Genomic DNA, 25,100 nt, shown 5'->3' with positions numbered 1-25,100 from the left:
GTCGCAATTTTCAAATAGCTTCCGCAGGATACCTGACCGAAGGGAATGCGAACGTTATGGCGGATTCGGAGTTGCTTGATCTCGGCGTCGAGAAACCGGTGACCACACGGCAATACAGCCACAAGCTGTCCAGCCCCACACCGTTTCTGTGGACGATGGTTCTGTTTCTGATCCTCGTCGGCTTTCTGGCGGCCATTCTTTACCGGCAGGCGCACACCGCCTTCATGACGAACCCGGGCCTCAACGGTTTCATTCTCGGCGTTCTCGCCATCGGCATCATTCTGGTGTTCACGCAGACCATGAGCCTGCGCTCGGAAGTGCGCTGGTTCAATGCCTTCCGCGCCGCCGGCAGCGTTGAGAAGGTTGGCCGTGCGCCAAAACTGCTTGCCCCAATGAGCACGCTGATCGGCAAGCGCGGAGAGGTTCGGCTCTCAGCCGTTACGCAGCGGACGATCCTCGATTCCATTGCGACTCGCCTTGATGAGACGCGTGATACCTCGCGTTATCTCGTTGGCCTTCTGGTTTTCCTTGGCCTGCTCGGCACCTTCTGGGGCCTCATCGGCACCATCGGCGCCATCAGCAACGTCATCCAGTCGCTTGATCCAAGTGCTGGTGATAGCAACGATATTCTCGGCTCCCTCAAGGCCGGCCTGACTGCGCCGCTGGCGGGCATGGGAACGGCGTTTTCCTCGTCGCTTCTCGGTCTTTCGGGCTCGCTGATCCTCGGATTTCTCGATCTTCAGGCCGGCCGCGCCCAGAACCGTTTTTACACCCAGCTTGAAAACTGGCTGTCTTCCGTTACGGATACCTCGGTGGAAATGCCGAGGGAGTTCAAGGCTGAAGCCGGCGCGGTTGTCAGCACCGAGCGTTCGCTTGCGGCCATGACCAGCCTTGCCGAGGGCATTCAGGGCCTGGTCAAGAATATGCGCAGCGAGCAGCAGATGTTGCGCGACTGGATCGAGGCGCAGCAGGAGGAATCACGATCGCTTCGCCGCACACTCGACCGGCTTTCGACGCGTATCGATGGCGAGACGAAATCTTCCGGACGCACCCGGCACGATAACGGGAGCGAGTAGCCATGGCGCTAGCGCGCAACCGCCGCCGCGACAGGGGTGTGGATTATTGGCCGGGTTTCGTCGATGCGCTCTCGACGCTGCTCATGGCCATCATGTTTCTGCTCACGGTTTTCGTGCTGGCGCAATTCGTGCTGTCGCGAGAAATCACCGGCAAGGACGAGGTGCTGACGCGCCTCAACAGCCAGATAGCGGAACTGACCGAACTTCTGGCCATGGAAAAGGGCAACAAGCAGGATATCGAGGACGCATTGGCGAGCCTGCAATCCACGCTTGCCGCATCCGAAAGCGAGCGTTCGCGCCTGCAGTCGCTTCTCGATGCGGGATCGGGCAACAGCGCAAGCGCCAATGCCCGTATTGGCAGCCTGACCGGCGAACTGGATGACCAGAAGCAGGCCAATTCCCGCGCCTCCGCACAGATAGAATTGCTCAACCAGCAGATTGCAGCGCTCAGGGCGCAGATTGCTTCCGTGGAAGCCGCGCTGCAGGCGTCGGAGTCCAAGGACGCCTCGTCTCAGGTTAAGATCGCCGATCTCGGCCGCCGTCTCAATGTGGCGCTGGCGCAGAGAGTACAGGAACTGAACCGCTACCGGTCTGATTTCTTCGGACGCCTGCGCGAAATTCTTTCGGACCGCGAAAACATCCGTATCGTCGGCGACCGTTTCGTCTTCCAGTCCGAAGTGCTGTTTCCTTCCGGTGGCAACGAGCTCAATCCGCAAGGGCAGGCGGAGATGGAGAAGCTGGCTGTCGCTTTGATTGATCTTGCCAAGGAAATCCCGGCGGAGATCAACTGGGTCCTGCGCGTCGACGGCCATACGGACAATGTGCAACTTTCCGGCTCCGGCCGTTACCGCGACAATTGGGAACTTTCCTCTGCCCGCGCCACCTCGGTGGTGAAATTCCTGATCTCCAAGGGCGTTCCGTCAAACCGGCTGGTCGCGGCCGGTTTCGGCGAATATCAGCCGATTGCAGAAGGCGACACGCCGGAAGCGCGTCAGCAGAACCGCCGTATCGAGCTCAAACTCACCGAGCGCTGAAACAGCGGGCCGCATTAGGACGGTTGCCTTGGGCGGCAAGTGAATTTACGTTCGCGTAAAAGTAATTCCGTCATATCTGGGAGGGGCTGATGGAACGATATGATGTGATTGTCGTCGGTGCGGGGCTGGCCGGACTGGTCGCGGCAACGGAGGCTGTCGAGCGCGGCCTCAGCGTTTGCCTAGTGGATCAGGAGGGAAAGCAAAACCTTGGCGGGCAGGCTTTCTGGTCGCTTGGTGGTCTGTTTTTCATCGACAGCCCCGAGCAGCGCCTGATGCGGGTGCGCGACAGTCTTGATCTTGCCCGGCAGGACTGGTTCGGCTCGGCAGGTTTCGATCGTTCCGAGGACCATTGGCCGCAACGGTGGGCCGAAGCCTATCTCAATTTCGCCGCCGGTGAAAAACGCGAATGGCTGCATCGGCTTGGCATGCGCTGGTTTCCCGTGGTCGGCTGGGCCGAACGAGGTGGTGCCTTTGCCCATGGTCACGGCAATTCCGTTCCGCGTTTCCATGTCACATGGGGCACCGGTCCTGGCGTGCTGGCACCCTTCATTGAAAAGACAAAACCCATGGCTGCGGACGGCCGCCTTGCCCTCCGGTTTCGCCACCGCGTCGATCGGCTGGATATCACCGACGGCCGGGTGACTGGCATTTCCGGCGCTGTTCTTGCAACGGATCCGGTGTTGCGCGGACAACAGAGCAGCCGGGACGTAACGGGGGATTTCACCATTGCAGCCTCGGCCGTCATCGTCAGTTCCGGCGGCATCGGCGGCAATCGGGAGCTGGTGCGGCGCAACTGGCCGGTAGAGCGGCTGGGTATGCCTCCCGCAGGCATGGTCTGCGGCGTACCCGCTCATGTGGATGGTCGCATGCTTGCCATTACGGAAATGGTGGGTGGAACAGTCATCAATCGCGACCGGATGTGGCACTATACCGAAGGTGTGAAAAACCACGATCCGATCTGGCCGGACCATGGCATCCGCATCCTGCCCGGCCCCTCGTCCTTCTGGTGCGATGCCGATGGAAACCGGCTTTCAGCGCCGGCGATGCCGGGCTTCGATACGCTCGGCACGCTTAAAATGCTGGGCGAGCGCGGCAGCGGCCATAGCTGGTTCATCTTGACCAAGGCGATCATCAAGAAGGAGTTTGCGCTTTCAGGTTCGGAGCAAAACCCTGATCTGACGGGCAAGAATATGCGGCTGCTGCTCAAACGGCTGGGCAAAGAACCGCCCGGGCCGGTGAAGGCCTTCATGGAGCATGGTGAGGATTTCGCCGTCCGCGATACGTTGGAAGAGCTTGTCCCGGCAATGAACGCGATCAGCGGCGATGACCGTTTGGATATAGGCCATATCCGCGACCAGATAGAGGCGCGGGACCGTGAGATCGAGAACGGTTTCTGCAAGGATGCGCAGGTAACGGCAATCCATGGCGCGCGGCGTTATCTCGGCGACAGGCTGATGCGCACCGCAAAACCGCATCGGGTGCTCGATCCGGCGATGGGACCTTTAATCGCCGTGCGTCTGCATGTATTGACGCGAAAGACGCTGGGCGGCCTGCATACGGACCTTGAGGCGCGCGTGCTGGATGCCGCCGGTGCGCCGGTGCCGGGCCTTTATGCTGCCGGTGAGGTGGCCGGTTTCGGCGGTGGCGGCATGCACGGCTATAATGCGCTTGAGGGCACATTCCTCGGCGGCTGCCTGTTTTCCGGCCGTGTTGCGGGGCGCAAAGTGCTGGCGTGATTACGCCTGGGCGCGCAATTCGTCCGGCCCCGTCTGGAATTGCAGCCGGGCAAGTTTTGCGTAAAGGCCGTTCTGGCGAATGAGGCTCTGGTGCGTGCCTTCCTCGATGATGCGGCCTTCATCCATCACCAGAATGCGGTCCGCCTTCAGCACGGTGGCAAGGCGATGGGCAATGACGATTGTGGTGCGGGCCTTCATCAACTCATCCAGAGCCTTTTGCACCAGCATTTCGCTTTCCGCATCAAGCGCGGATGTCGCTTCGTCGAGTAGCAGGATCGGCGCGTTGCGCAGGATGGCGCGGGCAATCGCGATGCGCTGTCGCTGGCCGCCGGAAAGCGTAACGCCCCGTTCACCCACCTGCGTGTCATAACCATCGGTCAGTCGCGTGATGAAGCTGTCCGCCTGTGCGGCGGTGGCGGCGGCGCGGACTTCTTCGCGTGTCGCATCCGGCCGGCCGAAGGCGATATTATCATGGATGGAGGAGGCGAATATCGCCACGTCCTGCGGGACGATTGACAGGTGCGCGCGCAGGTCTGCCAGGCTGACATCGCGGATATCGGTGCCATCGACGGTGATACGACCCTGCTGCGGGTCGTAAAACCGCATCAGCAGCGAAAAGACCGTGCTCTTGCCCGCGCCTGAAGGGCCGACAATGGCAACGGTTTCGCCGGCGCTGACCTTGAAGGAGAGGCCGGAGATGATCGGCCGGCCGGTCGCGAGCGGGTAGATAAAATTGACGTCTTCAAATGCCGCCTCGCCGCGCGGTGGCTGCACCATGGCAACGGGCGTCGTCGGCTCGATGACGGGTGAGCGCTCGTCCAGCAGTTCGGAAAGCCGTCCGGCCGCGCCGCCCGCCTGCGCCAGTTCACCCCATACTTCCGAAAGCTGGCCAAGGCCGCTTGCGGCGATGACGGAGTAAAGTACGAATTGGCCGAGCGTGCCCGCAGTCATGCTGCCGGACAAGACGCTTTGCGCGCCATACCAGAGAATGCCGACGACGCTGCCGAAGACCAGTGCAATAGCGACGGCGGTTAGGATGGAGCGTGCACCGATCGCCGCGCGCGCGCCCTGATAGGCGGCTTCCACGGAGGCGCCGTAACGGGCGTTCGCAAGGGTCTCGGCATTGAAGGACTGCACGGTGCGGCTCGCCGCGATCGTCTCGGAAGCATAGGCGGCGGAATTGGCCAATGTGTCCTGCGTGGTGCGCGAGCGGGCACGGACAGAACGGCCGAAGGCAATCAGCGGAAAAACAATGAAGGGAATGGCAAGCAGCGCAAGGCCGGAAAGGCCGGGGCTGGTATAGATCATCATGGCGACAGCGCCGCAACACATGATGATGTTGCGCAACGCCACGGAGGCGGATGAGCCGAAGGCGGAACGGATCTGCACCGTGTCGGCCGTCAGCCGCGAGGTCAGTTCGCCGGATCGGTTGGTATCGAAAAACTGCTGCGACAGGGTGGTGAGATGGGCAAAGACATCGCGGCGCAGATCGGCGACGACCCTTTCGCCAATGGTCATGACGTAATAATAACGCATGGCGCTGGCGAGCGCGAGGAGGACGGCGATCGCCAGAAGCATGGCGAAATAGCTGTTGATCATGCCGCCATCCGGCGTCTGGAAACCGTGGTCGATGATGCGGCGAACGGCAAGCGGCAAGGCGAGTGTCGTGGCGGAGGAAAGGACAAGTGCGAAAATGGCAGCCGCCATCAGGCCGCGATAACGCCTGAGATATGGGAAAAGGCCAAGAAGCGGCTTCAGGCTTCTCTGTTTCGCCGCTTTCTGCGCTTCAATGTCTGCCACGTCCTTTATGCTCCTCGTTCCGCGCCGTTTTTCGGTCTTTTGGGGCCGGATTTCCGGCCCGCGGTAAAATTCCTGCCCCTGCGGCCATCTCCTTTCACAAGGGGATAGCAGGCTCTTGTTATCTGGGCGACCTTCATGTATAGGCTCCGCATCGAATTGGGAAGCCATGGCCCATCTGGTCTATGGCTTCATTTATTGAAATGGCTCAGTTGACGCAATTGCGGCAAATGGACCGCACGTCACTTAACCAGGAAGATTGTCATGAAGGCTGATATCCATCCCGATTATCACACGATCAAGGTGGTCATGACCGATGGCACCGAATACGAAACCCGCTCCACCTGGGGTTCGGAAGGCGCCGTCATGAACCTTGAAATCGACCCCAAGTCCCATCCGGCATGGACGGGCGGCAACCAGCAGCTTATGGACCGTGGTGGTCGCGTTTCCAAGTTCAACAAGCGTTTCGGCGGCCTCGGCCTCTGATCCACTTGCGGACGGATCGTTTAAAAAAGCCCGGTTTTTACCGGGCTTTTTTGTTGCCTTTTCCAATGATGATGGGTGGGCACGTATAGCCCAAAACAAAAAAGCAGGCTTGCCAGCCTGCTTTTCAAATTGTCCGGATAAGATCGTCTTTTCTCAATTGATGGAGAAAGCCGTGCGCAGGAGATTAAGCTGTGCCTGTACGCTGTTTTCATTGTCCGGCACCTTGGTGGCTTCGGACGGGCGATAGATTTCGCGGTCGAGAAGGGCGATGCGGTTCTGGAGGCGCAGCGACCGTTCGATGAGGTCGCGGAAGGATTCCGGCAGATCGTTCCAGCCGGGCGCGTTACGGTCGACATTGAAGCTGTCGAGACGCACCTTGTTCTTCTCGCTCAGAACCTGATCGCGCGTCATCTCGCCATTGTTGACGGCGCGCTGCAGAAGCAGCCAGGAGGCCATCTGCATCAGGCGGGTGGTGAGGCGCATCGATTCCGCTGCATAAAGAACGGAAGCCATGCGCGGCAGAACCTTGGAAGCAGCGCGACCAGCGCCATCAAGGTAGCTAGCCGTTTCCTCAACCAAGGTCATGCCTTCGGTATAGAGGGTTTTGAACTGGTTGGAAGCAGCCGCGCGACCCGCAAAGCTTATGGTATTTAAAACCTGTTCCGACATTTTCTTTAAATCCCTGCTCACGCACCACACTGTCAGGCAACGACGACCGGGATATTTTGTTCCGGCCTTTAGTGTTTTCAGGATGATATCTTTACCTGAAATGCGCAAGGCAATTATTAAAGAAGGGTTAATACCCACAGTTTTACGAAATCCGGATACCGGCAAAAAAAGAGCCGCGAAAGCGGCTCTCAAGGTAAAACAGGGAGAAAAATCAGACCAATTCGCCGAATGGAGAAGATGCCTGAGGTCCAGAAGAACTGGACATGTATAGTAATCTCTCAGAAAGCTTAATTTTTGGTTAATGGTAAACGAAAGACTGCGCCAGAATATTTACGCCCGTGCACCATTCCGGCCGCAGCTTGCGGTTTGTAGGTTTCCTCCCAGGCGTTTCTGCGGGCCTTCGTCAGGAGCGGAAGAGGTTCTCCGCCGCCAGCCGGCCCGCCGATTTCCTTGTCCGCTCCTCTTCCAGCCGGGTGATTTCCGTTTGCAGGAGGTCGATACGGTTGCTGAGTTCGTCCACGGAAAGAAGGCTGAGATCGCTGCCGATCTCATGCGCCAGCGGTTTTTGCGGACGGTCATCGTCAAAGAGGCTCATATGCCTGCTCCTTTTTCAACATAGTCGCCATCGTCCTCGGGATATTGCGGCGCGCGCGGATCAAGTGCAATGCTTTCCGGCGTGACGAGCGGCGAGGGCGTCGTCGGCATCATGGTCGAGAAATTGTCCTTTTCGTCGGTCGAAAGTGCGGCGCGTTGACGGCTTCTGATGATGGCATAGGCCGTTATCAGCACGTGGGCCACGGCCGTCACGAAGAAGAGCGCATAGGGGCCGGAATAGGTCATGACCGCGCCGCCGAGTGTCGGGCCGATGATGGTGCCGATGCCGTAAAGCAGCAGCAGCCCGCCCGAAACCTTGACGAAGTCTTCCGATGCCGCGTAGTCGTTGGCATGGGCCACGGCGATGGGATAAAGCGCGTTGGCGGCGGCGCCGTAAATGGCGATCATGGGGATAAGGACGTAGACATTGTGCGGCTGCACGGCCGCAACGGCCAGACCCGCGACTGCGCCAAGACCTGCCAGTCCGGCGAGCACATAACGGCGGTCTATGCGGTCCGAAAGGCGGCCGGCCGGAAATTGCGCGAGCGCGCCGACGAAGATCGTGACGGACACCATGATGGCGATCATGGTCGGATCAAGACCCGCCCGTGCGCCAAAAACGGCGCCGAGCGTGCCGTAAGCACCGTTGGCGATGCCGATCATCAGGATACCGACGAAGGAAACCGGCGAGTTGCGGTATAGAGCCGGTAAATCCAGCTTGACCTTCTGCAAGGGCTGCGGACTGTCGGCCTTCGAAAGCGTGGCTGGCAGAATCGCAATGCAATAGATGATGCCGCAGATCATGAACAGCGAGTTGTTGCTGATGTCGCCCATCGGCACGATCATCTGCCCCGCCACGACGCCAAGCAGGGTGATGGCTATATAAAGCGAGAAGATCATGCCGCGGCTCTCATTGGTCGCGCGTTCGTTCAGCCAGCTTTCGATGATCATGGACGTGCCGGCCGTGCAGAAGCCGGTGAGCGCGCGCATGGTGATCCACCAGACGTCGTCAATGATAAGACCCGTCATCAGCACGGTCAGGCAGACCAGCGCGACGAAGGAGGCGAACGCCCGCACATGCCCGGCGCGGCGCACGATCGCGGGTGCCACAAAGCAGCCGATGACGAAGCCGGCCGCCCAGGAGGTGCCGAGAAAGCCCAGAATTTCATTGGAATAGCCTTCGGCCGAACCACGCACTGGCAGCACCAGGCCCTGGAGGCCGTTACCGAGAAAAAGAAACAGAGTGCTGGATAAAAGAGCGAATACGGGTAGAAGATTTCTGCTCATGAAGACACTCTCATGCGTTCGGACGGACGGTCGGACAGGCCATAGAACGGGATTACCCGAATGAGTTGCACTCTTCTGGTGAACGCTAAAAATGTCCAGCCTGTGACGATGCAGAAATAAAGAAAAGGCTCAACAAATGACAAAGGCGATCGGCCTTTTTTTACTGCTGGCCATGGTGGTCCAGATCATCCGGCCGCTCGGCTTGCCGGGCCTTAAAAAAAGGGGCGATTGCTGGAAGATAGCGATTGCCGCCTTTGTCATCTGGTCGGCCACGCTTCTCCTGCGCCCGTAAAGAAAAAAGCCGCCCATGGGGCGGCTTTGATTTTTCGGCGTGCCTGTCGGCCTGGCCTTACGCGGCCTTTTCGAGTTCCAGCTTCCAGTTGCCCTTGGCAGCAAGGCTGTTCATGGCGGCGCGGTGGGTGAAGGCGCGCTGGCCGGCGGCGACATTCTCCTGCTTGCCGCCCCATGTCTTGAGGGCCGTATCCTGAAGCGCGCGGCCGTAGGAGTAGGTTAGTGACCAGGGCAGGTCGTAACCGGCATTCATGGCGGAGAGATGTGCCGTCGCCTCTTCGGAGGACTGGCCGCCGGAAAGGAAGGCGATGCCCGGAACGGCAGAGGGCACGGTCGCCTTCAGAACCTTCACGGTCTTTTCCGCCACTTCCTCGACGGAGGCCTTGCGGGCTTTCTTGCCGTCGATGATCATGTTCGGCTTGAGGATCATGCCTTCAAGGTTGACGCGGGCGTCGAACAGATCCGCAAAGACGGTCTGGAGAACCCATTGCGTGACTTCCGCACAGCGATCGATGTCGTGCGTGCCGGGCTCGCCGTCCATCAGCACTTCCGGCTCCACGATCGGCACGATATCCGCCTGCTGGCAGAGAGCGGCGTAACGAGCGAGCGACTGGGAGTTTGCCTTGATCGAACCCCAGCTCGGGCGCTGATCACCGATGGTGATGACGCCGCGCCACTTGGCGAAACGGGCACCGGCCTCATGGTACTTGCGCAGGCGCTCGTAAAGACCGTCGAGACCTTCGGTGATGAATTCATGCGGGTGGAAGGCCATCGGCTTTGCGCCGATATCCACCTTGATGCCCGGCAGGCTGCCGGCCGCCTTGATGATATCAACAAAAGGCGTGCCGTCGGCTGCCTTCTGGAACAGGGTTTCTTCGTAAAGGATGACGCCGGAGATGTATTTCTTCATGGCGTCGTCGGAGCGGAACAGCATTTCGCGATAGTCGCGGCGGGCGGTCTCGGTGGACTCCAGATTGATGCTGTCGAAACGCTTCTTGATCGTTCCAGTGGATTCGTCGGCTGCGAGCAGGCCTTTACCGTCGGCAACCATTTTGATGGCAATGTCTTCGAGACGTTCGGTCATTTGCTATTCTCCCAAGGCACAATAAATTCCCGATAACAGAAGTTCCAGGGCAGGGAAATGGCAGGCTAACTCATTGAAACGATTGAAATGATTTCAATCGTTTGAAACTTTTCCTCCCGTGCGTACTTACCAAAAAACAAGGCCGGGCAAGCATTGCTTGTCCGGCCTCGTGTCAGGCAAGTAGGATAAGTTTACTTGGCAGCGGTCAGGATGGCAACGCCCGGCAATTCCTTGCCTTCCATCCATTCGAGGAAGGCGCCGCCTGCCGTCGAGATATAGGTGAAATCGTCGGAGACGCCGGCGTGGTTCAGTGCCGCGACCGTGTCGCCACCACCGGCGACGGAGACGAGCTTGCCCGCTTTCGTGCATTCGGCGGCATGTTTTGCCGCAGCCACTGTTGCGGCATCGAAGGGTTCGATTTCGAAGGCGCCGAGTGGCCCGTTCCAGACCAGCGTTTCCGCGCGGGAAATCCAGGCCTTGATGCTCTCGACCGATTTCGGGCCGACATCGAGAACCATGGCATCGGCGGGAATGGCGTTGATATCGACGGTTTCGTTCGCCGCACCGGCCTTGAATTCGCGGGCGACCACGCCGTCTTCCGGCAGAACGATGGCGCAGCCGGATGTGGCCGCTTCGATCATGATCTGTTTTGCGGTTTCGGCCAGATCGTGTTCGCAGAGGGATTTGCCGACTTGTGCGCCGCGTGCGGCAAGGAAGGTGTTAGCCATGCCGCCGCCGATGACGAGGGCATCGACCTTCTTGACGAGGTTCATCAGGAGATCGATCTTGCTCGAAACCTTCGCGCCGCCGACGATGGCGACGACCGGACGGACCGGCTGGCCGAGGCCCTTTTCCAGCGCCTCAAGCTCGGCCTGCATGGTGCGGCCGGCATAAGCGGGCAGGTGACGCGCCAGACCTTCTGTCGAAGCGTGGGCGCGGTGGGCTGCGGAGAAGGCGTCGTTCACATAGATATCGCCGTTGGCTGCCAGAGCCTCGACAAATGCCGGATCGTTCTTTTCCTCGCCCTTGTGAAAGCGGGTGTTTTCCAGAAGAAGGATATCGCCATCGTTCATTTTCGCGACTGCGTCCGCTGCCGGCGCGCCGATGCTATCGACTGCGAAAGACACAGGGTGATCCAAAACTTCCTCAACGGTAGCTACGATCTGGGAAAGCGACATGTCGGCGACGGGTTCACCCTTCGGGCGGCCGAAATGGGCAAGCAGGATGACTTTCGCGCCTTTTCCGGAGAGTTCGAGAATGGTCGGCGCAACCCGTTCAATACGGGTCGCGTCCGTCACCTTGCCATCCACAACCGGCACGTTGAGATCAACGCGGACGAGAACGCGCTTTCCGGCAATGTCGTTAAGGTCGTCGATGGTCTTGAAAGCGGGCATAGGTCGATCCTGATTTGTTGCGAGTTCGGGACGGACCATACTATGCCTGATTGCCGACGCAAGCCGGTCACGCCTCATTTTCTCTCACCTCGGACGGAGGCGCGGAAATGCCCTCGTTGCCATCACCGGAGCGTGACTGACGCCGCTGCGCCAGATACCGCCGCACGCGGCTGAGAATCTCCGAAAGGCTTATAAAGATCGGCAGGCTGGTGGCCGGCTCGACCGGTTCAAGCGAAATGCCGATACCGGTGATCGCCTCATGTTCGTCCAGCGCCCGAACGATCAGAACGATGGAACCGAGGCGCACCCGATCGGCATAATCCGCCTTTCCGGAGAGCCGCGCCTCGATGAGTTCCGCAATGCTCATCGCCTGTTCGGCGGGCGAAATGAGGCCCGGGCCGTAGGCTGCATCAAGGTCCTTGGCAGGGCGTGCGGGTGAGATCGCGAAAATGCCGAAGAAATCCGCATCGTCATCGGCGACGGGCAGGGCGCTGGCGAACAGCCGGTCGATCAGGCGGGAATAACCGGGTGCGATGAAAAGATAGACGAGATCGTTTTCACGCAGCCGCCCGGCATATTGGTAGCGGATCGATTTGCCGTCGCGCACGACCAGAGAGGGCATCGCCCAGCGCGGAATGCGCTCGCCCTGCATGATGGCGCTGCCTTTGGCGACGCGATAGGAAATCAACTCATGATTGGCGGTGCCGGGAAGGTCCACTTCCAGCTTGTCGACATCGCCCATGCGCGGCGGCACGATCAACCCCAGCCTTGTGGCCACTGGTTTGATCGTCCAGCCCTGGAGCAGAAGCGACACCAGCACGATGATGAAGGCGGCGTTGAAATAGACCTGCGCATCGTTGAGCCCGCCGAGAATGGGCATGATGGCAAGAAGGATCGATACTGCGCCGCGCAGACCGACCCAGGCCACGAAGGATGTTTCCTGCTGGGTATAGTTGAAGGGCATCAGGCTCAGCCACACCGCAAGCGGACGGGCGACGAAGATCAGAAACAGCGCCAGCAGGACGGCGGGGATGGCGATCGCCGGAAATTGCGACGGTGTGGCGAGAAGGCCGAGCATGAGGAACATGATGATCTGGGCAAGCCAGGTCAGCCCTTCATGGAAACGGCGGATGGTTTCCTTGGCGAAAATACGGCGGTTGCCGGCAACAATGCCCGCCACATAGACCGCCAGAAAACCGCTGCCGCCAATGGTGCCGGTGAAGGAGAAGACGAGCAGCGCCAGCGCCAGCACGAAGATCGGTGCCAGCCCGCGGTCGGCGGCGAAGCGGTTGACGACAGTCGCGATCATGACGCCGCCAAGCAGGCCGAAAATGACGCCAAGGCCCATCTGCTCGAAGAAAAGCAGCAGAAAGCCGCTGTCTATACCGGCCAGCCCCTGGCCCTTGGCAATGATTTCGACCAGGGCGATGGTGAGGAAGATCGCCATTGGATCATTGGTGCCGGATTCGACTTCCAGCGTGGAGCGCACCTGATCGCGGATATGAATGCCGCCGATGCGCAGCAGGAAGAAAACGGCGGCCGCATCCGTGGAGGCGACGATGGCGCCAAGCAACAGGCCCTCCAGCCAGGAGAGCCCGAGCAGCAGGGCGGCCGCGCCGGCGAAAAAGACGGATGTGAGAATGACGCCGACTGTCGCGAGAGCGACGGCGGGTGCTGCCGAAAGCCGGAAGGATTGTATCGACGTGCCGAAACCGGAATCGAAAAGAATGACGGCAAGCACGAGCGAGCCGAGCATATAGGCCAGCGGATTGTTGGTGAATTCGATGCCGAGGCCATCCACACCCGCCGCAAGGCCGATCATCAGGAAGAGTAACAGGAGAGGTGCGCCGAATCGGAAGGCGATAAGGCTCGAAAACGCGGCGACGAGAACCAGAACAGTTGCGACCAGCAACAGAAGATAAAATGATTCCACGTTCACCGCCTCATTCAAACCGCGTTGACCGCTGCAATGAATGCTCTGCGCGTGTGCAGTCAATGCGCCACGGGTTGCGGTCTGTCAGCGCTGTTTCGGCTGGCGTTGAAAGGCGACGCAAGGCGGGGTGTATCGAATGATACGGCAGGGCCGAAGTGCATTGCGCACGACCGTTATCCCTGTTTCCCTTGTCCGTTTCAAAGTGGACCAGACGAAGGCAGGAAATGGGAATTTTTTCGGCGCGCGGGCGAAAACGTTCAAGGCACGCAGCGCTGTGGATGCTGCGCGGAAACAATTTGCCTGCCGGTGTCTCGACGTAACATAGAGACAATGCAGCTGCGTTAGTTCTCTCGTCCGAATTGCTTTTCATCATTACCGGAGCGATCGGATGAAACGGAAATCTATTACTGCATTTATAATGGTACTGGCGGCAGGCTCGATTGTTTCGGGTTGCTCCAGCACGGAACAGACGGCTGCAAACATGGGTGCGCAACGCGAGCGCTGCCGGTCGTTTGGTTACCCGGAAGGTTCGCGGGATTTTGCCGACTGCATGATGAAGCTTTCCATGCAGCAAAGCGAATTAAGACAACAGACGTTCGATACGATCTGGAGCAATGCCGGCTCGCGGGACCCGATCATTATCAATAACAGAAAGTGAGGGGTCGATGCCGGACGGCTGGCCCTCTCGCCTCCGGTGATTGTTTCGGTCCGAAGCGCCCCGCCTTGCTTCTGGATCGATGCCGGCGGGATTCCCCATTCCCGCCGGCATTTTTCAGGCAAACAAAAACCGGCAGGATCGCTCCTGCCGGTTTCTTTGTGGAAGTGGTGTCTTAGATGGTCTTCGCGAATGCGACGGCCGTGTCCGACATACGGTTGGAGAAGCCCCACTCGTTGTCGTACCAGGACAGGACGCGCACGAACTTGCCTTCCATGACCTTCGTCTGGTCGATCGCGAAGATCGAGGAATGGCTGTCATGGTTGAAGTCGCGGGAGACGAGCGGCTCTTCGGTGTAGCCGAGAATGCCCTTCAGCTTTCCGTTGGAAGCGGACTTGATCGCTTCGTTGACTTCCTCAACCGTCGTGTCGCGCTTGGCGATGAACTTGAAGTCGACAACCGAAACGTTCGGGGTCGGAACGCGGATCGACGTGCCGTCCAGCTTGCCCTTGAGGTGCGGCAGAACGAGGCCAACGGCCTTGGCTGCACCCGTCGAGGTCGGGATCATGGACAGGGCTGCGGCGCGGGCGCGGTACAGATCCTTGTGCATGGTGTCCAGCGTCGGCTGGTCGCCCGTGTAGGAGTGGATCGTGGTCATGAAACCATGATCGATGCCAACGACGTCATCGAGAACCTTCACCACCGGCACGAGGCAGTTGGTGGTGCAGGACGCGTTGGAAATGACCAGATGGTCCTTCGTCAGCTGGTCGTCATTGACGCCGAAGACGACCGTGAGGTCAGCGCCGTCAGCCGGAGCAGACACGATGACGCGCTTTGCGCCGGCCGTCAGATGTGCTGCGGCCTTGTCGCGGGCTGTGAAGATACCCGTGCATTCGAGCGCGATGTCGACGCCGAGTTCCTTGTGCGGCAGCGTTGCCGGATCGCGAACGGCCGTCACCTTGATCGGCTTGCCGCCGCCAACGATGATCGTGTCGCCTTCGACCTTGACGTCAGCCGGGAACTTGCCGTGGATGGAATCGTAACGCAGCAGGTGGGCGTTGGTTTCAACCGGGCCGAGGTCGTTGATGGCAACGACTTCGATATCGGTGCGGCCGGATTCAACGATGGCGCGCAGAACATTGCGGCCGATGCGGCCGAAGCCGTTAATGGCAACTTTTACAGTCATTTACAGTCTCCCGATCAAGATATGTGCTTGGTCTTTGCGGAAATGTGAGGGCTTGGGAAGCCCTCACGCAAGTTTTGCCTCGACTGCGGCGACAACGGCTTCCGCCGTGATGCCGAAGTGCTTGAAGAGATCCTTCGCCGGTGCGGATGCACCGAAGGAATGCATGCCGACGAATGCGCCGTCCGAGCCGATGAAATAATCCCAGCCCTGGCGGATGGCGGCTTCAACCGCGATCTTGACCGGAGCCTTGCCGATGATGGCGTTGCGGTAGGTTTCCGGCTGTTCCTTGAAGAGTTCGAAGCAGGGAACGGAAACGACGCGGGCGGAAACGCCCTTGTCCTTCAGTGTCGCTGCGGCCTTGAGGGCGACTTCGACTTCAGAACCGGATGCGAAGATCGAAACCTTGGCATCGCTTGCCGATACGAGTTCGTAAGCGCCGTAAGCGGAAAGGTTCTTCTCTTCATATTCCTTGCGCGAGGGCGCAAGGTTCTGACGGGTGAGCGCCAGCGCAGACGGGCGATGCTTCTGCTCAAGCGCCAGCTGCCAGCATTCCGCCGTTTCGGTTTCATCCGCCGGGCGGAAGAGGAGAAGGTTCGGAATGGCGCGCAGCGCTGCGATCTGCTCCACCGGCTGGTGGGTCGGGCCGTCTTCGCCAACGCCGATGGAATCATGCGTCAGGACGTGAACGACGCGGATGCCCATGAGTGCAGCAAGGCGGATCGACGGACGGCAATAGTCCGAGAAGATCAGGAAGCCGCCGGCATAGGGGATGAGGCCGCCATGGAGCGCAATGCCGTTCATCGCTGCCGCCATGCCGTGCTCGCGGATGCCGTAATGCAGGTAACGGCCGGAGAAATCCGTCGGCGTGATGGACTTCATCTGGCTGGTCTTGGTGTTGTTGGACGGCGTCAGGTCGGCCGAACCGCCAACCATTTCAGGCAGGATGCCGTTGATGACTTCAAGCGCGTCTTCCGAGGCCTTGCGGGTGGCGACGGTCGGATTGTTCTCGATGATCTTCTTCTTGAAGGCATCGATGGAGCTGTCGAAGTTGCCGGGCAGGTCACCGGCAAAGCGGCGCTTGAACTCGGCCTTCTTGCCGGCTTCGGTCGCTTCGAGGCGGGCTTCCCAGTCCTGGCGGGTCTTGGTGGAGCGCAGGCCGGCGAGGCGCCATGCATCGAGCACGTCTTCCGGAATGACGAAAGCTTCGGCTTCCCAGTTGAGGCTCTTGCGGGCAGCGGCGATTTCTTCAGCGCCGAGCGGGTTGCCGTGAACCTTGTGGGTGCCCTGCTTGTTGGGTGCGCCGAAACCGATCACGGTCTTGCAGGCGATGAAGGTCGGGCGGTCGGATTTCTGCGCGGCTTCGATGGCGGCTGCAATCGCGTCCGGATCATGGCCGTCGACGCGGATGGTGTTCCAGTGAACGGCCTGGAAGCGGGCGATCTGGTCGGTGCTGTCGGAAAGGCCGACTTCACCGTCGATGGTGATGTTGTTGTCATCCCAGAACAGAACGAGCTTGTTGAGCTTCAGGTGGCCGGCAAGCGCGATGGCTTCGTGGCTGATGCCTTCCATGAGGCAGCCGTCGCCGCACAGCACATAGGTGAAGTGGCTCTGCAGGTCGGAGCCGAATTCCTCTTCCAGCTTGCGCTCGGCAATTGCCATGCCGACGGCGTTGGCGATGCCCTGGCCGAGCGGGCCGGTCGTCGTTTCGATGCCGGTCGCATGGCCATATTCGGGATGGCCGGCGGTCTTGGAACCGAACTGACGGAAACGCTTGATCTCGTCGATCGTCATGTCCTCGTAGCCCGTCAAATAGAGCAGCGAGTAAAGAAGCATCGAACCATGGCCTGCCGACAGCACGAAGCGGTCGCGATCCGCCCAGAGCGGAGCCTTGGGATCGAATTTCAGGTAACGGGTGAAGAGAACGGTGGCGACATCAGCTGCGCCCATCGGCAGACCGGGATGGCCGGAATTGGCCTTCTCCACTGCATCCATGGCAAGAAAGCGGATCGCATTGGCCATCCGGTTGTGTTTGTCGCGAGAAATCATGGCTTTTCCGTCTGTTTCCGGGTGAAAGGAGATAGTTTTACGCAACTATCCAAAAAGCGGGTTGATCCATAGCAGGTGAGGCAGGCAAGTCAATAAATCCACGGGCGTTTGCGGTTCTGTCGGGGAGAAAAAATCGTTTAGAAAATCGGGCATCGCGACAAAATCCGTGCGAGAGGCGCCGGGTCGTCTTCGTTCATCCACAGAGCAAAACGCCTCAATGCACTGGTTTGATTGACTGGATGATAAATCGGGTAATAACCTCGTGATTGTTGAAAAGGCCTGAAACCGGACGATTCGGCCGGTTGCTTGCAAGTTGGAAAAAACGATGTCGGCTGAGAAGACCGTACAATCTGCGCTGACGGAGCTGAGTGCTGCCATCACAAATCTCGAAAATGCCATCGATATGCGTATCGAACGGCAAAGGGAGACGGGCGAGATCGATAACGAGGTCAAGCGGGTCCATGTCGACCGCGCCAGGCTCGCGCACGAGCTGGATCAGGCCGAGTTTCGCGCCAACCGTCTTGAGGAAGTCAACCGCGAGGTTTCCCGCCGTCTGGTGACAGCGATGGAGACGATCCGCGCGGTGCTGGATCGATAGGGAGCGGTTTCATGGCGCAAGTCACTGTTATGATCGACGGCAAGGCCTATCGCATGGCGTGCGAGGCGGGACAGGAAGACCATCTGACCGATCTTGCCACCCGCTTCGATCGTTACGTCGGGCACCTCAAGAGCCAGTTCGGCGAAATCGGCGATCTGCGCCTCACCGTCATGGCTGGCATCATGGTGATGGACGAGCTTTCCGAGATCAATCGCAAGCTCGAGAAGCTGGAAGGGGAGGTCACCTCCCTGTCGCGAAACCGCGACGGCATGGCCGAGCACAAGGCGAAATCGGACGAGATGGTGGCGGTTGCCATTGGCGATCTTGCCGACCGCCTGAACGGCATTACCGAAAAATTGCTGGCGCGGCCGAAGCCCGCAGCACATTGATCGCCCGAGAAGCTCTACGCCGGCAAAATTTCGCTTCTCGCCCTCTGGTGGTTTGGTTCGATACGTCCTATATCTGTAAGGCGTTCTGCGCTTCCCGACAGGAACCACAATCCCTGGGGCCATACTCGATCCAAAGGGAGCTGTCCCTGGCCAGTCCCGTGGGGCTGGACACACGGTGCCCACCTACTTTTGTAGGCACCCAGGATCGTAAATCTCCATCGGTCGCCGTGGATCGCGCTTGAAGTTCCGGGTCACCCCGGTTCTTCCTCTGACCCTTATATAGTCGACAGTCATTTTCATTGCTGCCGGGCGCGGCTTTTTTATCCCGTCATCATTGCATTGGCGGAACAATTCCCTATTATCCCGATTGGTATGTCTGTCATGCCCTTTTAAATAAAGGGCGCTGCGGCCAAAACCGCGACGTGCCGTTCAACAGCCCAAAGAGCTAAACTTGTTTACTGAAATTATGATCGTGGTCCTGCTCACCGTATTGAACGGTGTGCTTGCCATGTCCGAGCTTGCCGTTGTCTCCTCCAGACCGGCGAGGCTCAAGGTGCTTGCCGCGCAAGGCAGCAAGGGCGCCACGATGGCGCTCAGCCTTTCCGAAAATCCCGGACGCTTCCTTTCAACGGTGCAGATCGGCATCACGCTGGTCGGTGTTCTCTCCGGTGCTTTCTCCGGCGCTACACTCGGCGCCCGTTTCACCGCATGGCTTCTGGAGCAGGGCATTCCCGACCGCGCCGCCGATGCGCTTGGCGTCGGCTCGGTGGTCGTCGCCATCACCTATCTGTCGCTGATCGTCGGCGAGCTTGTGCCCAAGCAGATCGCGCTGCGCGATCCGGAAAAGGTTGCGGCCCGCGTCGCGCCCACCATGATGCTGCTTTCGAGGGTCGGCGCACCGCTGGTGTGGCTGCTCGACAAATCCGGCAAGACGGTTCTTGCCCTTCTCGGCCATAGCGGCGAGTCCAACGCGTCCGTCACCGACGACGAAATTCGCACGGTTCTGGCAGAAGCCCATAGTGCCGGCGTGATCGAAACCGAGGAATCGGCGATGATCACCAGCGTCATGCGCCTCGCCGACCGCAATGCGCGCGGCCTGATGACGCCGCGCCGCGATGTGGAAGTGGTCGATATCGAAGACACCGCGGAAGAAATCCGCGTTCAGCTTCGCGAGACACAGCGTTCGCGTCTGCCCGTGCGCAACGGCGCGTCCGATGAAATTCTCGGCGTGCTTTTCGCCAAGGACGCTTTCGATGCGCTGGCATCCGGAAAGGAACTGAATGTCCGCGAGCTTCTGCGTGAAGTTCCCGTGGTCTCGGATCTGACGAGCGCCGTGGACGTCATCCAGTCGCTGCGCCGTTCCACGGTGCATATGGTGCTGGTCTATGACGAATACGGTCACTTCGAAGGTATCGTCAGTTCCGGCGACGTTCTGGAGGCCATCACTGGTGCCTTCCAGGAGGATAATGACGAAGAGCCTGCCATGGTCGAGCGCGAGGACGGTTCGTTCCTCGTCGCCGGCTGGATGCCTGCCGATGAGTTCGCTTATCGCATGGGCTTCCAGATCGACGAGGATGCGGAGTTCGAAACCGTTGCCGGTCTGGTTCTGGACGAATTCCGCCGCCTGCCGGAACTGGGCGAACACATCACCCGCAACGGCTGGCGTTTCGAGGTTATCGATCTCGACGGGCACCGCATTGACAAGGTGCTTGTGAGCCGGGCCGCCTGATGTCTGGCGACATCGCCGAAAAAGCGAGACTGCGCGGCGAAAGGCTCGCCGCGCGCGACGCGCTGGCACAAGCCGAGCGGCAGCAGAAAAGCCGGGCGATGACGGAACGTGGCGCATCCGTCATTCCGCTCACGCCGGGCGCGGTTGTTTCCGGTTTCATGCCGATCCGCTCGGAGGCCGATATCCGGCCGCTGATGGAAGCGCTGCGGACACGGGGCGCGCGTCTCGTTCTCCCCGTTGTGCTGGACCGTGAAACCATCATCTTTCGTGCCTTCGAGGTGGATGCGCCGCTGGTGAGGACCGGCTTCGGTACGACCGGACCGGGGGAGGATGCGCAGGTTCTCGATCCGGATATTCTGCTGGTTCCTCTTTCCGTCTTCGACGGGCACGGTCAGCGTATCGGCTATGGCGCGGGTCACTATGACCGCGCGATTGCAAGATTGCACGGCAAGGGTCGGGTTCCCATTCTCATCGGCGTCGCATTCGATTGTCAGGAAGTGCCGTCGGTGCCGGCGGAGCCGCATGATGTGCCGCTTCATGCCGTTCTGACGGAGAGCGGCCTGCGCTGGTTTTCCGCGCAGCCGTTGCTGCCAGGTGGGAAAAAGGTGCTTTAGCACTTTTTAAAAAACGGATTACCCGTTAGAGGGGACGAAATCTAGGAACATGCGCAAGATCGGGGCGGGTGAATGAGGCTTCTTTTTCTCGGAGATATGGTTGGCAAGACCGGACGCACGGCTGTCTGGGACAGGTTGCCGGGGCTGATTTCCGATCTGAAGCTTGATTTTGTTATCGTCAACGGTGAAAACGCCGCCGGCGGTTTCGGCATCACCGAGGATATCTACCTCGAGACCATCAATGCCGGCGCCGACGTGGTGACGACAGGCAACCACGTCTGGGATCAGAAGGAGGCGGTTTCCTTCTGCGAGCGCCACGATCAGTTCCTGCGGCCCGCCAATTATCCCGATGGTACGCCGGGCAAGGGCTCGGGCATCTTTTACGCCCGCAACGGCGCGCGCGTGCTCGTCGCCAACATCATGGGCCGCGTGTTCATGCATCCTGAACTGGACGATCCCTTCAAGTCGGCGGAGACCATTCTCGCCGCCTGCCCGCTGAAAGAGCAGGCCGACGCCATCATCTTCGACTTCCATGCCGAGGCGACCAGCGAAAAACAGTGTTTCGGCCATTTCGTCGATGGGCGCGCAAGCTTCGTTGTCGGCACTCATACCCATGTTCCGACCGCCGACGCGCAGATATTGAACGGCGGAACCGCCTATATGTCGGATGCCGGCATGTGCGGCGATTATGACAGTTCGCTTGGCATGGAGAAGGAAGAGCCGATCAACCGCTTCATTTCCAAGATGCCGAAGGGCCGTTTCGAGGCGGCCAGTGGGCCTGCGACGATCTGCGGCGTGGGCGTCGAGATTTCGGACCGCACCGGCCTTGCGGAAAAGATCGCACCGCTGCGCATTGGCCCGAGACTTGCCGAAACCCTTCCATCCTTCTGGGCGTAAGCTTTTCGCTTGTCCGTGAGACGTTCATAATGACGAGATTGTGAGCGTCTCCCCCGTTCTTGAAACTGGACGCCCGGCAAAACCTGTCTCATCCTCTCAACCTTCGCAAGTTCAGGGGAGTGGCATGATGCTGCGTGTGCTTATGCTTGCAATAACGGGTCTGCTCACCTGTGCGGGAGCGGCCCTTGCCCAAACGGAAAGCCGCCCTCCGGTCAGCCAGTGCCAGGCGATCGCCCGCAACATTCCCGGCGTCATGTTCGCCAGCTTCGAACCGCCCTTTAATCGGCCAAGTGTCCAGCTGGCGCAGGCGACGGCGAGGGAAGAGGTGAAGATCAGCTTCATCGGCCATTCCACCTATCTCATCGAAAGCCCCGGCGGCGTGACGATCGCCACCGATTACAACGGCGTTTATCGTCCGCCCGTCACGCCGACTGTCGTGACGATGAACCGGGCGCACTCAACGCATTTCACGCTTAGTCCGGACCCGGCCATTCAATATGTGCTGCACGGCTGGAGCGATACGCCGGGGGAAAAGGCCGAACACAAGGTTCTGGTGGGCGATGTCTATATCCGCAATGTCGCGACCGACATCCGCAACCGCTGGGGTGATTACGAGTCGTTTCAGGAAAACGGCAATTCCATTTTCATCTTCGAGGTCGCAGGGCTGTGTATCGGTCATCTCGGTCATCTGCATCATGAGCTGACGGATACGCATTATGCCGAAATTGGCCGTCTGGACGTGCTGATGGTGCCGGTGGATGGCGGGTTGACGATGGGCGCCGACAGCATGAGCCGCGTGGTCAAGCGCCTGCGTTCCGCGCTGATCTTGCCGATGCACCGCACCGGCGCGCCGCTGGAGCAGTTTCTGACGATGTTCGGAGAAAGTTTCAAGATCGCCTATGCAAACGATTCAATCATCCGGGTCTCGATGAGAAACCTCCCCCGCCAGCCGCAGATACTGGTGCCGAAAGGCATGTAGTACAGCGACCGGCGAGAGGAAGGCCGGGGGGGAGCCCGTTTGTCAGGCGAAGGCGAGATGCTGACGCACACCGACATCCGGCGTCTTTTCGTCGGACATATTGGCCTTGGCGATTTCCCAGCCGAATTTAAGCGTGCTGTCGGTCGAGGCCCAGATTTCCGCGTCGTCGACGTGAAGCGCCAGCATCGTCAATTGCGGATCGGACTTTCCGTGTTCGTACCAGGCGGCGGTAACGGAGTTCCAGTATTCCTCAATCTTTGCCTTGTCGTCACGCGCTTCAAGCACACCCGAAAGGCAGGCGTGATAGTCATGGTCCTTGCCGACGAGGCAGAAGTGCGCCCGCGAACCCGGCTTCAGCGTTTTGACCAGATCGGTGTCTTTCTTGGAGAAAAACCAGATCGTATTTGTCTTGGGGTCGGCGTGCGGTGCCATTGGCTGCATGTGATTATGCAGACCCTCGAGGCCAAGCATGCCGGCATGGACCGAATTGACCTCGTCCCACAGCTGGCGGGCAGGGGCTTCTCTTGCTTCAGTCAGGCTGACCATGTGTTTCCTCCTTCGGGTTTGCTGCGGCGACCGGGAGGGTAAAAATGTCCGGCTCTTCCGCGTTCATTGTCAAAACGAAAAGCGGATAAATCAGTTCCTTATATTCTTGCGGGCAAGAGAAAGCGCTTGCGGGCTTGAACGAAGGGCCCATCGCACTTATAAGGCCCGCAATCTCCAAATTAAGACAATCAGGTTTTCCATGGCTGGTCATTCACAGTTCAAGAACATCATGCACCGCAAGGGCAAGCAGGACTCCGTACGGTCCAAAATGTTTTCCAAGCTTGCGCGTGAAATCACCGTTGCGGCAAAGGCGGGCATGCCCGACCCGAACATGAACGCGCGCCTGCGTCTGGCGATCCAGAACGCCAAGGCCCAGTCCATGCCGAAGGACAATATCGAGCGCGCGATCAAGAAAGCTTCCGGTGCTGACAGTGAAAACTACGATGAGGTCCGTTATGAGGGTTACGGCCCGGGTGGCGTCGCCGTCGTCGTCGAGGCCCTGACCGACAACCGTAACCGCACCGCCTCCAACGTACGCTCCATCTTCACCAAGGCTGGTGGCGCACTCGGCGAAACCGGCTCCGTCTCCTTTTCCTTCGACCGCGTTGGCGAAATCACCTACAAGGCGGAAGTGGGCGATGCCGACAAGGTCATGGAAGCGGCCATCGAAGCGGGCGCTGACGATGTCGAATCCTCCGAAGACGGCCACACCATCATCTGCGGTTTCGAAGCGATGAACGAGGTTTCCAAGGCGCTGGAAGGCGTGCTTGGCGAGGCCGAAAGCGTCAAGGCCATCTGGAAGCCACAGAACACGGTGCCGGTGGATGAAGAAAAGGCGCAGTCGCTAATGAAGCTCATCGACAATCTCGAAGACGATGACGATGTGCAGAGCGTCTATTCCAACTTCGAGGTTTCCGAAGAAATTCTCGCCAAGCTTTCCGCCTGAAGTTTCCGATCTTTCAAAAAAGCCCCGGCAGCGTCGTCGCTCCGGGGCTTTTTTCCTTCAGGCGGCTTTCCTTATGGAGGTCCGCACATCGGCGAAAATCTCCACGGAACGCAGTCGCTTTTCAATGTCGTGGATCGGCATGGAGACGATCAGTTCGTCCGCCTGGGTTTCGGCGAGGAAGCCGTCGAGATGGCGGCTGATCGTTTCAGGCGAGCCGACGGCCGCGAAACGCAACGTATGTTCCACCGAGAAACGCTCCATTTCATTCCAGTAACCGTCCATGCTGTGCACCGGCTTCGGGAACGGGGTGCGAACATTACGGCGCAGATTGACGAATTGCTGCTGCGACGAGGTGAACAGGTGTTGCGCCTCTTCGTCCGTTTCGGCACCGACGCCCATCACTCCCACCATCACATAGGGCTTGTCGAGCACCTCGGAGGGCTGGAAACGCTCACGATAGATATGGATCGCCTCCATCAGCATATCGGGGGCAAAATGCGAGGCGAAGGAATAGGGCAGGCCGAGCGCTGCCGCCAGATGCGCGCTGTAGGTGCTGGAGCCGAGCAGCCAGAGAGGCACATTCGAATTCATGCCGGGCACGGCCAGGATCGCCTGATCCTGCTGCGGCGGACCGAGGTAACGCTGCAGTTCGATAATATCCTGCGGAAAGTTTTCCGCACCGGCGTCCAGGTTGCGTCGCAGCGCCCTTGCCGTTCGCATGTCGGTTCCCGGCGCGCGGCCAAGACCGAGATCGACACGACCCGGCAGCAGTGCCGCAAGCGTGCCGAACTGCTCGGCAATGACAAGCGGGGAATGGTTGGGCAGCATGATGCCGCCCGAGCCGACCCGGATATGTTTCGTCGCCGCACCCACATGGGCGATGACGAGCGAGGTTGCGGCGCTGGCAATGCCCGGCATGCCATGATGTTCCGCCAGCCAGATGCGGTTATAGCCATGGTCTTCAGCCTTGATCGCCATGCGGCGGGAATTTTCAAGCGCCTCACTGACGCTCTCGCCTTCGCCAATGGGCGAAAGGTCGAGAATGGAAAAGGGGATCATCCGACGCTCCTGCAGAAATATAATCTTTGTTGCGGATGTAAGGCGCGTGTCCCGATTTACCAGTGAAGTCGCACA

General features: G+C 59.5%; 24 protein-coding genes and 1 other RNA gene. 14 read left to right on the top strand and 11 right to left on the bottom strand.

Going from position 1 to position 25,100, the window contains the following annotated elements:
* Positions 1-56: 56 nt before the first annotated feature.
* The 3 genes from OK142_RS09420 to OK142_RS09410 all read left to right on the top strand — a co-directional run bounded on the left by OK142_RS09420 (position 57) and on the right by OK142_RS09410 (position 3,846).
* Positions 57-1,076, top strand: a complete 1,020-nt coding sequence (locus OK142_RS09420; protein WP_035243255.1) for a hypothetical protein — start codon at positions 57-59, stop codon at positions 1,074-1,076.
* A 2-nt stretch (positions 1,077-1,078) separates the two neighbouring features.
* Positions 1,079-2,110: a peptidoglycan -binding protein gene (locus tag OK142_RS09415; RefSeq protein ID WP_082185342.1), complete on the top strand. Its 1,032-nt coding sequence runs from the start codon at positions 1,079-1,081 to the stop codon at positions 2,108-2,110.
* A gap of 89 nt (positions 2,111-2,199) precedes the next feature.
* Positions 2,200-3,846, top strand: coding sequence for an FAD-binding dehydrogenase (locus OK142_RS09410; RefSeq protein WP_498682337.1), 1,647 nt, complete (start codon positions 2,200-2,202; stop codon positions 3,844-3,846).
* On the opposite strand, the gene OK142_RS09405 is transcribed toward OK142_RS09410, so the two are convergent.
* A complete protein-coding gene (locus tag OK142_RS09405) occupies positions 3,847-5,646 on the bottom strand; it encodes an ABC transporter transmembrane domain-containing protein (protein WP_498682335.1) in 1,800 nt (599 codons plus the stop codon).
* A gap of 261 nt (positions 5,647-5,907) precedes the next feature.
* On the opposite strand from OK142_RS09405, the gene rpmE reads away from it, so the two are divergent.
* Positions 5,908-6,129 (top strand): 50S ribosomal protein L31, encoded by a 222-nt coding sequence (rpmE, locus tag OK142_RS09400; RefSeq protein ID WP_003497640.1) that lies wholly within the window; start codon positions 5,908-5,910, stop codon positions 6,127-6,129.
* A gap of 153 nt (positions 6,130-6,282) precedes the next feature.
* On the opposite strand, the gene rcdA is transcribed toward rpmE, so the two are convergent.
* From rcdA to OK142_RS09385, 3 genes are all read right to left on the bottom strand, one after another.
* Complete coding sequence (gene rcdA, locus OK142_RS09395) at positions 6,283-6,798, bottom strand: protease adaptor protein RcdA (protein WP_035242899.1); 516 nt, start codon at positions 6,796-6,798, stop codon at positions 6,283-6,285.
* Positions 6,799-7,201: 403 nt separating this feature from the next.
* The gene (locus tag OK142_RS09390; RefSeq protein ID WP_003497631.1) at positions 7,202-7,393 is read right to left on the bottom strand and encodes a DUF1192 domain-containing protein; all 192 of its coding nucleotides are present in this window, start codon (positions 7,391-7,393) and stop codon (positions 7,202-7,204) included.
* Positions 7,390-8,679 carry an MFS transporter gene (locus OK142_RS09385; protein WP_035242897.1) on the bottom strand — a complete coding sequence of 430 codons (1,290 nt, stop codon included), beginning with the start codon at positions 8,677-8,679 and terminating at the stop codon, positions 7,390-7,392. The genes OK142_RS09390 and OK142_RS09385 overlap by 4 nt, the downstream gene beginning before the upstream one ends.
* A gap of 136 nt (positions 8,680-8,815) precedes the next feature.
* Between OK142_RS09385 and OK142_RS09380 the strand changes: the two genes are divergently transcribed.
* A complete protein-coding gene (locus tag OK142_RS09380) occupies positions 8,816-8,971 on the top strand; it encodes a hypothetical protein (RefSeq protein ID WP_498682332.1) in 156 nt (51 codons plus the stop codon).
* Positions 8,972-9,028: 57 nt separating this feature from the next.
* Here the strand turns inward: OK142_RS09380 and OK142_RS09375 are convergent, their stop codons facing one another.
* The 3 genes from OK142_RS09375 to OK142_RS09365 all read right to left on the bottom strand — a co-directional run bounded on the left by OK142_RS09375 (position 9,029) and on the right by OK142_RS09365 (position 13,381).
* The gene (locus OK142_RS09375; protein WP_003497628.1) at positions 9,029-10,054 is read right to left on the bottom strand and encodes a class I fructose-bisphosphate aldolase; all 1,026 of its coding nucleotides are present in this window, start codon (positions 10,052-10,054) and stop codon (positions 9,029-9,031) included.
* Positions 10,055-10,245: 191 nt separating this feature from the next.
* Complete coding sequence (locus OK142_RS09370) at positions 10,246-11,448, bottom strand: phosphoglycerate kinase (protein WP_498682330.1); 1,203 nt, start codon at positions 11,446-11,448, stop codon at positions 10,246-10,248.
* Between the two features lie 67 nt (positions 11,449-11,515).
* Entirely contained in the window at positions 11,516-13,381 is a 1,866-nt protein-coding gene (locus OK142_RS09365; protein WP_498682327.1) for a potassium/proton antiporter, read from the bottom strand.
* A gap of 388 nt (positions 13,382-13,769) precedes the next feature.
* On the opposite strand from OK142_RS09365, the gene OK142_RS09360 reads away from it, so the two are divergent.
* Positions 13,770-14,039, top strand: coding sequence for a hypothetical protein (locus OK142_RS09360; RefSeq protein ID WP_035242896.1), 270 nt, complete (start codon positions 13,770-13,772; stop codon positions 14,037-14,039).
* 172 nt (positions 14,040-14,211) lie between these two features.
* On the opposite strand, the gene gap is transcribed toward OK142_RS09360, so the two are convergent.
* Entirely contained in the window at positions 14,212-15,222 is a 1,011-nt protein-coding gene (gene gap / locus OK142_RS09355; RefSeq protein WP_003511409.1) for a type I glyceraldehyde-3-phosphate dehydrogenase, read from the bottom strand.
* Positions 15,223-15,285: 63 nt separating this feature from the next.
* Entirely contained in the window at positions 15,286-17,268 is a 1,983-nt protein-coding gene (gene tkt, locus OK142_RS09350) for a transketolase (RefSeq protein WP_137039199.1), read from the bottom strand.
* Between the two features lie 325 nt (positions 17,269-17,593).
* Between tkt and OK142_RS09345 the strand changes: the two genes are divergently transcribed.
* The 7 genes from OK142_RS09345 to OK142_RS09315 all read left to right on the top strand — a co-directional run bounded on the left by OK142_RS09345 (position 17,594) and on the right by OK142_RS09315 (position 22,474).
* Positions 17,594-17,866, top strand: coding sequence for a DUF4164 domain-containing protein (locus OK142_RS09345; RefSeq protein ID WP_035222205.1), 273 nt, complete (start codon positions 17,594-17,596; stop codon positions 17,864-17,866).
* An 11-nt stretch (positions 17,867-17,877) separates the two neighbouring features.
* Positions 17,878-18,255 carry a cell division protein ZapA gene (locus tag OK142_RS09340; RefSeq protein WP_035242892.1) on the top strand — a complete coding sequence of 126 codons (378 nt, stop codon included), beginning with the start codon at positions 17,878-17,880 and terminating at the stop codon, positions 18,253-18,255.
* Positions 18,256-18,334: 79 nt separating this feature from the next.
* Positions 18,335-18,493, top strand: a non-coding RNA gene (ssrS, locus tag OK142_RS09335) — 6S RNA.
* Positions 18,494-18,721: 228 nt separating this feature from the next.
* Positions 18,722-19,984 carry a hemolysin family protein gene (locus tag OK142_RS09330; protein ID WP_216333460.1) on the top strand — a complete coding sequence of 421 codons (1,263 nt, stop codon included), beginning with the start codon at positions 18,722-18,724 and terminating at the stop codon, positions 19,982-19,984.
* On the top strand, positions 19,984-20,598 hold the full coding sequence (locus OK142_RS09325; RefSeq protein WP_498682323.1) for a 5-formyltetrahydrofolate cyclo-ligase: 615 nt from the start codon (positions 19,984-19,986) through the stop codon (positions 20,596-20,598). Before OK142_RS09330 ends, OK142_RS09325 begins: the two co-directional genes overlap by 1 nt.
* A gap of 72 nt (positions 20,599-20,670) precedes the next feature.
* Positions 20,671-21,495, top strand: coding sequence for a TIGR00282 family metallophosphoesterase (locus OK142_RS09320; RefSeq protein WP_137039196.1), 825 nt, complete (start codon positions 20,671-20,673; stop codon positions 21,493-21,495).
* 124 nt (positions 21,496-21,619) lie between these two features.
* The gene (locus tag OK142_RS09315; protein WP_498682321.1) at positions 21,620-22,474 is read left to right on the top strand and encodes an MBL fold metallo-hydrolase; all 855 of its coding nucleotides are present in this window, start codon (positions 21,620-21,622) and stop codon (positions 22,472-22,474) included.
* A gap of 42 nt (positions 22,475-22,516) precedes the next feature.
* Here the strand turns inward: OK142_RS09315 and OK142_RS09310 are convergent, their stop codons facing one another.
* Complete coding sequence (locus OK142_RS09310; RefSeq protein WP_003497596.1) at positions 22,517-23,020, bottom strand: pyridoxamine 5'-phosphate oxidase family protein; 504 nt, start codon at positions 23,018-23,020, stop codon at positions 22,517-22,519.
* 199 nt (positions 23,021-23,219) lie between these two features.
* Between OK142_RS09310 and OK142_RS09305 the strand changes: the two genes are divergently transcribed.
* Positions 23,220-23,966, top strand: a complete 747-nt coding sequence (locus OK142_RS09305) for a YebC/PmpR family DNA-binding transcriptional regulator (protein WP_003497595.1) — start codon at positions 23,220-23,222, stop codon at positions 23,964-23,966.
* 57 nt (positions 23,967-24,023) lie between these two features.
* On the opposite strand, the gene OK142_RS09300 is transcribed toward OK142_RS09305, so the two are convergent.
* Positions 24,024-25,025, bottom strand: a complete 1,002-nt coding sequence (locus OK142_RS09300; RefSeq protein WP_137039195.1) for an LLM class flavin-dependent oxidoreductase — start codon at positions 25,023-25,025, stop codon at positions 24,024-24,026.
* Positions 25,026-25,100 lie beyond the last annotated feature (75 nt).

The organism is Agrobacterium sp. BT-220-3, assembly GCF_025910175.1.
Taxonomy (GTDB): Bacteria; Pseudomonadota; Alphaproteobacteria; order Rhizobiales; family Rhizobiaceae; genus Agrobacterium; species Agrobacterium oryzihabitans.
This window is presented reverse-complemented; position numbering and strand designations above follow the sequence as displayed.

Excerpts from the sequence above, each read along its gene's own strand:
- OK142_RS09325 (WP_498682323.1), top strand. The coding sequence starts at position 19,984 with ATGTCTGGCGACATCGCCGAAAAAGCGAGACTGCGCGGCGAAAGGCTC.
- OK142_RS09410 (WP_498682337.1), top strand. The coding sequence starts at position 2,200 with ATGGAACGATATGATGTGATTGTCGTCGGTGCGGGGCTGGCCGGACTG.
- OK142_RS09415 (WP_082185342.1), top strand. The coding sequence starts at position 1,079 with ATGGCGCTAGCGCGCAACCGCCGCCGCGACAGGGGTGTGGATTATTGG.
- OK142_RS09320 (WP_137039196.1), top strand. The coding sequence starts at position 20,671 with ATGAGGCTTCTTTTTCTCGGAGATATGGTTGGCAAGACCGGACGCACG.
- OK142_RS09300 (WP_137039195.1), bottom strand. The coding sequence starts at position 25,025 with ATGATCCCCTTTTCCATTCTCGACCTTTCGCCCATTGGCGAAGGCGAG.
- rpmE (WP_003497640.1), top strand. The coding sequence starts at position 5,908 with ATGAAGGCTGATATCCATCCCGATTATCACACGATCAAGGTGGTCATG.
- gap (WP_003511409.1), bottom strand. The coding sequence starts at position 15,222 with ATGACTGTAAAAGTTGCCATTAACGGCTTCGGCCGCATCGGCCGCAAT.
- OK142_RS09315 (WP_498682321.1), top strand. The coding sequence starts at position 21,620 with ATGATGCTGCGTGTGCTTATGCTTGCAATAACGGGTCTGCTCACCTGT.
- OK142_RS09375 (WP_003497628.1), bottom strand. The coding sequence starts at position 10,054 with ATGACCGAACGTCTCGAAGACATTGCCATCAAAATGGTTGCCGACGGT.
- OK142_RS09380 (WP_498682332.1), top strand. The coding sequence starts at position 8,816 with ATGACAAAGGCGATCGGCCTTTTTTTACTGCTGGCCATGGTGGTCCAG.
- OK142_RS09360 (WP_035242896.1), top strand. The coding sequence starts at position 13,770 with ATGAAACGGAAATCTATTACTGCATTTATAATGGTACTGGCGGCAGGC.
- OK142_RS09420 (WP_035243255.1), top strand. The coding sequence starts at position 57 with ATGGCGGATTCGGAGTTGCTTGATCTCGGCGTCGAGAAACCGGTGACC.
- OK142_RS09330 (WP_216333460.1), top strand. The coding sequence starts at position 18,722 with ATGATCGTGGTCCTGCTCACCGTATTGAACGGTGTGCTTGCCATGTCC.
- OK142_RS09305 (WP_003497595.1), top strand. The coding sequence starts at position 23,220 with ATGGCTGGTCATTCACAGTTCAAGAACATCATGCACCGCAAGGGCAAG.
- rcdA (WP_035242899.1), bottom strand. The coding sequence starts at position 6,798 with ATGTCGGAACAGGTTTTAAATACCATAAGCTTTGCGGGTCGCGCGGCT.
- OK142_RS09345 (WP_035222205.1), top strand. The coding sequence starts at position 17,594 with ATGTCGGCTGAGAAGACCGTACAATCTGCGCTGACGGAGCTGAGTGCT.
- OK142_RS09390 (WP_003497631.1), bottom strand. The coding sequence starts at position 7,393 with ATGAGCCTCTTTGACGATGACCGTCCGCAAAAACCGCTGGCGCATGAG.
- OK142_RS09310 (WP_003497596.1), bottom strand. The coding sequence starts at position 23,020 with ATGGTCAGCCTGACTGAAGCAAGAGAAGCCCCTGCCCGCCAGCTGTGG.
- OK142_RS09370 (WP_498682330.1), bottom strand. The coding sequence starts at position 11,448 with ATGCCCGCTTTCAAGACCATCGACGACCTTAACGACATTGCCGGAAAG.
- tkt (WP_137039199.1), bottom strand. The coding sequence starts at position 17,268 with ATGATTTCTCGCGACAAACACAACCGGATGGCCAATGCGATCCGCTTT.
- OK142_RS09340 (WP_035242892.1), top strand. The coding sequence starts at position 17,878 with ATGGCGCAAGTCACTGTTATGATCGACGGCAAGGCCTATCGCATGGCG.
- OK142_RS09385 (WP_035242897.1), bottom strand. The coding sequence starts at position 8,679 with ATGAGCAGAAATCTTCTACCCGTATTCGCTCTTTTATCCAGCACTCTG.